This is a genomic window from Pseudoalteromonas sp. S4492, from assembly GCF_005886115.1.
GTDB lineage: Bacteria > Pseudomonadota > Gammaproteobacteria > Enterobacterales > Alteromonadaceae > Pseudoalteromonas > Pseudoalteromonas gelatinilytica.
Genome location: NZ_PNCP01000093.1, coordinates 1 through 6,413 on the forward strand (window position 1 = coordinate 1; position 6,413 = coordinate 6,413).

Below are 6,413 nucleotides of genomic sequence, written 5' to 3' on the forward strand. Positions count from 1 at the left end.
CTTTATCGGGGTCAGATCAGATAGCTGATAGCTGATAGCTGATAGCTTGATGGTGTTCCCCAAGTATGCGGTGCCCGGTGTCAGTCCTGAAACCTTGAGGTTTCAGGGCGGGAATCTGCGGTATGCCGTAGGCTTCTCGGTACATGCCGAGCCTGCACAATAGCAAACGAACAGAAACCCTAACATAAAATTTATCGGCTCAGGGACTTAACCAAGCTCCTGCACCCTAGGGAACACCTTCAGTATATAAGACAAGTTTCAATCCTTAAACCATATAAGCAAAAAAAGCGGATCGTTCGCGTAGTTTTTCCCCACCTTTAACTGCTTATTTACTTTTCAGATTGCTTTTTGACCTCAATCATACAATTAATTGGAGTTGAGATTTATCGAGTGGTAGCATGACGTTACTTAGCCGAACAAAGAAAAAGTTATGAGCACGTTACCTGATTACCAACAAGCCCAATTGTTATTAGAAAAGAATGAAATTTTTGTCGCACCAGCCGAAGCTCATGGTGTGATCAGTGGTTTATTAGCCTGTGGCATCAATATTGAAGCCGACGAATACTTAGGTTTATTAAGCGATGTATTCAACGACGGCATTGCCTTCAGTAAAGATTTAAAAGCCTTTTTTGCTAACGTGTATTCTCAGGTTGTTGCCAGCTTTAGTGATGAAGAATTTCAGTTTGACCTATTCTTACCAAGCGATGATGAAACACTGCTTGATCAAGCCAATGGCTTAGTATCTTGGGTATCGGGTTTTATGCTTGGTTTTGGTTTAAAGCAAAAAGACTACGGCAAGTTATCAGCTGATGTGAAAGAAGTGATCAGCGATTTTAGTGAAATTACCCGTCTAGACACCATGTTTGAAGAGACCGAAGAAGACAGCCAAGCACTGCACGAAGTGATTGAGTATGTGCGTGTTTCTGCGCTGCTATGTTTTGCTGAGCTAGGTAAAGAACCAGCAGATAAAAACCCTAAGAAGACCCTTCACTAATCAAATTATAGAGGTTTAGCATGTCGTCTATTGCAATCGATAAAGCTGAATTTAAAGCCCGTCGCGAGCGCTTGCTTGCGATGATGGATAAAAACAGTGTCGCTATTATTCCTGCGGCAGGAGAAGTAACACGTAGCCGTGATACTGAATATGCATTTCGCCAAGACAGTGACTTTTTCTACCTAACAGGCTTTAACGAACCGGATGCGGTTTTAGTGCTTTGCCCGTCGAGCGATACACCAAGTACCCTAATTTGCCGTAACAAAGACAAACTAGCTGAAATTTGGCATGGCCGTAGAATTGGCTTCGAAAAAGCTAAATCTGAGTACTTATTCGACGCAACTTGCCCACTAAGTGAACTAGATGAACAATTATTAGATTTGGTGAACGGCCAGCAGATTTTATTTTATGCACAAGGCACTTACGCAAATTTTGATGCAAAAATTTGGGATTTATTAAGTACCCTTCGCGGCGCACCTAAAAAAGGCTATAAAGCCCCACATACCATTAAAGATATTCGTGGTTTAGTGCATGAGATGCGTTTGTTTAAATCTGACGCAGAATTAAACATTATGCGTACAGCGTGCGAAATTAGTGCACAAGGCCACATTCGCGCTATGCAGTTTGCCAAACCTGGTGCAACTGAATACCAATTAGAAGCTGAGCTTCATCATCATTATGCAATGAATGGTGCTCGTCATCCTGCTTATGGCACGATTGTCGGCAGTGGCGATAACGCCAATATTTTGCACTACACACAAAATGATGCTGAGCTAAAAGATGGCGATTTAGTATTAATTGATTCTGGCTGTGAACTTGAAGGTTATGCGGCAGATATCACACGTACTTTCCCAATCAATGGCAAGTTTAGCGAACCACAAGCGGCGCTTTACAACATTGTATTAGCAGCTCAAGAAGCAGCATTTAGCCAAGTAAAGCCGGGCGGTAGTTTATCGAAAGCCAATGAATTAGCCTCAACGGTACTGACGCAAGGGCTTATTGATTTAGGCATTTTAACTGGCGAGCTTGATGAGCTAATGGCAAACCAAGCGTGCAAAGCATTTTACATGCATGGTCTTGGTCACTGGCTTGGGTTAGATGTGCACGATGTTGGCGAATATAAGCTTGATGAAAAAGAGCGCGTATTTGAGCCGGGCATGGTACTCACCATCGAGCCGGGTTTATATATTAGCGAAGATGCAAAAGCGCCAGAGCAATATAAAGGCATCGGTATTCGTATTGAAGATAACTTACTTGTCACTGAAGATGGCCATGAAAACCTGACCATTTCGGTTCCTAAAACCATTCGTGACATTGAAGCAGTGATGCAAGCAAACAAAGGCTAGGAGCAAGCGTGGCAAAGCAGTTTGATGTTGTCATTATCGGCGGTGGAATGGCGGGTGCAAGTTGTGCACTGGGCCTAAAACAGAGCAATAAGCAGTTATCAATCGCTGTAATTGAGGCAAATGAAGTAAGCGCAGACTATCACCCTAGCTTTGATGATAGAAGCATTGCGCTTGCTCAACAGTCTGTTCAGTACTTAAAATCAATCAATGCGTTTGATTGCCAAGCGCCATTTGCGGCAGCGATTAAAAAAGTCACTGTATCTGATCGTGGTCATTTTGGTAAAACGCATATTGATTGCCAAGAATACGGTCATGATGCCCTTGGTTATGTGGTCGAAGTGAACCCATTTGGGCGCAGCCTTCATCAGCAACTTACGCGTACTGATGTTAGTTTGTTTTGCCCTGATACGGTTGCCAAGCTTGAATACCAAAGCGACTGTGCCAACATCACACTGAGCTCGGGCGAGCAGTTAAGCGCAAAGCTTGTGGTGATTGCCGATGGCGCTCATTCGCAAAGCCGTAAACTGGCTAATATTGAATTTAATACCCGCGCATATCAGCAAGCGGCGATTATTGCCAACATCGAAGTGGCTGGTGGTCATCATCATCATGCCTTTGAGCGTTTTACTGAGCACGGCCCAATGGCGTTGTTGCCAATGAGTAATAACCGATACTCACTGGTGTGGTGCATGGAACCTGAGCAAATTGAGCACACTATGGCGCTTGAAGACGATGCCTTTTTAGCTGCGTTACAAAAAGCATTTGGTTACTGCGGTGGCTCATTTAGTAAAGTGGGTATGCGTGCAAGTTACCCACTTGTATACGGTAAAGCCGAATCACTGAGTAGCCATCGTACCGTATTAATTGGTAATGCAGGGCATGCTATTCATCCAATTGCCGGGCAGGGCTTTAATTTAGGCCTGCGTGATGTGCAATTATTGTGTGATATGGCAAATAGAAGCGATCTTGGTGATTACGCCTTTACCCGTTATTACAGCCAAACTCGCAGTAAAGATATTACAACCGTGATGACACTCACAGACAGCCTAGTGCGTTTGTTCTCAAACTCATCACGATTGCTCGCGCTGGGTCGCAGTATTGGCCTTTTCTCAATGGATTTATTCTCCTCGTTAAAAACCCCGCTGGCAAAACAGCTTATGGGTCAGGTTAAGCAAGGTAAACGGATATGAAACAAGCACAAGTTTGTATTGTCGGTGGTGGCTGTGTTGGCCTTACTCTAGCACTTGGTTTAGCAAAAGCAGATATCAGCGTTGTGGTGATTGATGCGAGTAAAAATCAAACCTTACCGGGTGATGATTATGCACTTCGCGTGAGCGCATTGAGTCTGGCTAGTCAGGGTTTATTTGAGTCATTAAATGTATGGCCAGAGATCATTAAACAACGTGCTACACCCTATACGTCGATGGATGTACGTGATCAAGATAGCTTTGGCAAAATTCATTTTGATCATAACGATCTCGACTTACCGCAACTAGGTCATATCGTCGAAAACGACATTATTCGCTACGCTTTAATTGACGAACTTGAAAAGCAAAGTAATGCTACTTTATTGTTCGAAACTCGCTATCAGCAAATTCATCAAACCGACTCTGATGTGTTTATTACTCTTGAAAGCGGCGAGCCTGTTATTGCTAAACTATTAGTGGCGGCTGATGGCGCTAACTCGGCTATTCGCAAGCAGTTCAACATGCCAATAACTTTTAAAGATTATGACCATCACGCCATTGTTGCCACGGTTAAAACCGCTGATGAGCATAACAACACGGCACGCCAAGTGTTTTTGCCAACCGGGCCGCTGGCGTTTTTACCCTTGCCAGATAAACATACGCACTCAATTGTTTGGTCAACAAGCCCAGAGCATTGCGACACACTTTTAGCGCTTGATGATAGCCACTTTAATAAAGCGGTTATGGCAGCACTCGATGGCCAATGTGGTTTATGTGAAGTGCAAAGTGAGCGCATGGCGTTTCCACTTAAGATGCGTTATGCCCAGCAGTGGGTGTCGGGCAAAGTGGTTTTAATGGGCGATGCAGCGCATACCATTCATCCATTAGCCGGTTTAGGCATGAACCTTGGCCTTAAAGACGCCGCCTATTTAATTGAGCTATTAAGTAATGAGCAAGGTGAGTTTGCAAGTGCACGCACGCTGCGTGATTATGAACGTACTCGCAAGCTTGATGCACAAAAACACATTGCCATGATGCAAGGCTTAAAAGAACTATTTGCAGGCGCTAACCCACTGAAAAAATTCGTACGTGGTGTTGGTTTAAGCTTAGTTGATAACCTTGGCCCAATTAAACATTTGTTCGCAAAAGAAGCGATTGGTAAATAACATCTAACTAGTTGTTACTATTTAGTTTAAGCCGCAGTTAAGCAATTAGCTGCGGCTTTTTTGCACTTATATGAACGCAAAATGATAGCGCTGTCATTTTTGTTAGTGTATGATTAAATTTTTGTGATTGGTATGGAAATTAAACAGCTTTACTATAATCTCCAACCAAATAAAAATAATTAAACTAAGAGAACAATTATGGAAGCAACGGTTGAGTGTGACAACAACACAAAACAAAGCATCTGGCTGCCAATGGTATTGGCCGGCTCAATGTTTTTTATCTTAGGGTGTATAACGTGGCTTAATGGTGCAATCACACCATTTTTGCAGCAAATGCTTGAGCTTTCGCCGTTACAAGCTTCGTTTATCATCTCTTCTTTTTATATTGCAGTAACAGTTGCTGGCATCCCATCGGCGATGCTGATCAAACGCGTTGGTTATAAGAATGGCATGGCGATTGGCTGTGCGATTATGGCTTTATCGGCGCTGATGTATATTCCCGCAGCAAAACTGCAAATGATCGAAATTTTCTTGTTCGCACAGTTAATGATAGGTGTTGGACAAACCGTGCTACAAACCGCTGTTAACCCATACGTGGTGAAAATGGGCTCTGAGAAATCAGCCGCTGTACGTGTGTGTATCATGGGCTTATTAAACAAATTTGCGGGTGTTATTGTTCCTGTTATTTTTGCTGCTGTAGTCGTGAGCGGCGTTGTTGATGGCGCAGGTAAATTATCGCAAGAGCAAAAAGACATGATGGCGAACAGCCTGATTATGCCTTATGTATTGATTGCAGGTTTAATCATGTTATTTGCTGCGTTTGCGAAATTTGCACCATTACCAGACTTAGTGTTTGATGAAGACGAAACATCAAACGGTAAAGGCGAAATTAAAGAAGCCCTTGCGCACCCTCACTTAGTTTTAGGTGTGGTGGGTATTGCTTTATATGTTGCAGTTGAAGTTATTGCAGCAGACACCATTGGCTCTTACGCATTACAAATTGGCGTTGCTGATTACTCAGTTATGACTTCTTACACCATGGCGTGTATGTTGATTGGTTACGCGATAGGTATTTTGACTATTCCACGTTTCATGAGCCAACAAACGGCGTTATTAATGTCGGGTATTGCCGGTATTATCACCGTGTTGTTAGTGGTACTTGGCAGCAATGACTCGTTCATTATTTCAAACCTATTATTAGTGCCATTTGGTGGCCCACAATTACCAGACCCATTGTTATGCATTGCGTTACTAGGCTTTGCTAATGCTATGGTTTGGCCTGCAATTTGGCCACTCGCTTTAGCTGGCTTAGGTCGCTTAACAGGCACTGCATCAGGCTTATTGATCATGGGTATTGCTGGTGGTGCACTTGGTCCATTATTAATCGGTTTAGGAAACGTAGCAGGCCTAGGCGCACAAGGCGCTTACATTGTGATGATCCCAAGTTATGTATTCATTTTATTCTACGCCTTAAAAGGCCATAAGATGAGAAGCTGGAAGTAATCCAGTAGATTATTTTCAAGTTAGGCAAAGCCGCGGTACGCCCATCATCGCGGCTTTTTTGATCGTAAATAAACAAGTTAGCGAGTTTCGAGGGGAAAGAGTAAAGGTACGAGTTTCGAGGGACGAGATGCGAGTTGTAGGAGGTGTTTTAACGCCGAAAAAAGTCAAATAGGGAGGTATTCCAACCCCAAAAAAAAACACTATGCTGTTAGCACCT

Annotated in this window: 5 protein-coding genes and 1 other RNA gene; 5 read left to right on the plus strand and 1 reads right to left on the minus strand. The window is 43.2% G+C overall.

Going from position 1 to position 6,413, the window contains the following annotated elements:
• Positions 1 to 52: 52 nt before the first annotated feature.
• Positions 53 to 236: non-coding RNA, 6S RNA (ssrS, locus tag CWC28_RS20800), on the minus strand.
• 194 nt (positions 237 to 430) lie between these two features.
• On the opposite strand from ssrS, the gene CWC28_RS20805 reads away from it, so the two are divergent.
• From CWC28_RS20805 to nagP, 5 genes are all read left to right on the plus strand, one after another.
• Positions 431 to 994 carry a UPF0149 family protein gene (locus CWC28_RS20805; protein ID WP_063700525.1) on the plus strand — a complete coding sequence of 188 codons (564 nt, stop codon included), beginning with the start codon at positions 431 to 433 and terminating at the stop codon, positions 992 to 994.
• Between the two features lie 20 nt (positions 995 to 1,014).
• Positions 1,015 to 2,340 (plus strand): Xaa-Pro aminopeptidase, encoded by a 1,326-nt coding sequence (gene pepP / locus CWC28_RS20810; RefSeq protein WP_105181203.1) that lies wholly within the window; start codon positions 1,015 to 1,017, stop codon positions 2,338 to 2,340.
• Between the two features lie 8 nt (positions 2,341 to 2,348).
• Complete coding sequence (gene ubiH, locus CWC28_RS20815; RefSeq protein WP_063700521.1) at positions 2,349 to 3,530, plus strand: 2-octaprenyl-6-methoxyphenyl hydroxylase; 1,182 nt, start codon at positions 2,349 to 2,351, stop codon at positions 3,528 to 3,530.
• Complete coding sequence (locus tag CWC28_RS20820) at positions 3,527 to 4,693, plus strand: FAD-dependent monooxygenase (RefSeq protein WP_105181202.1); 1,167 nt, start codon at positions 3,527 to 3,529, stop codon at positions 4,691 to 4,693. The genes ubiH and CWC28_RS20820 overlap by 4 nt, the downstream gene beginning before the upstream one ends.
• Positions 4,694 to 4,891: 198 nt before the next feature.
• Complete coding sequence (nagP, locus tag CWC28_RS20825; RefSeq protein WP_105181201.1) at positions 4,892 to 6,196, plus strand: N-acetylglucosamine MFS transporter NagP; 1,305 nt, start codon at positions 4,892 to 4,894, stop codon at positions 6,194 to 6,196.
• Positions 6,197 to 6,413: the final 217 nt, after the last annotated feature.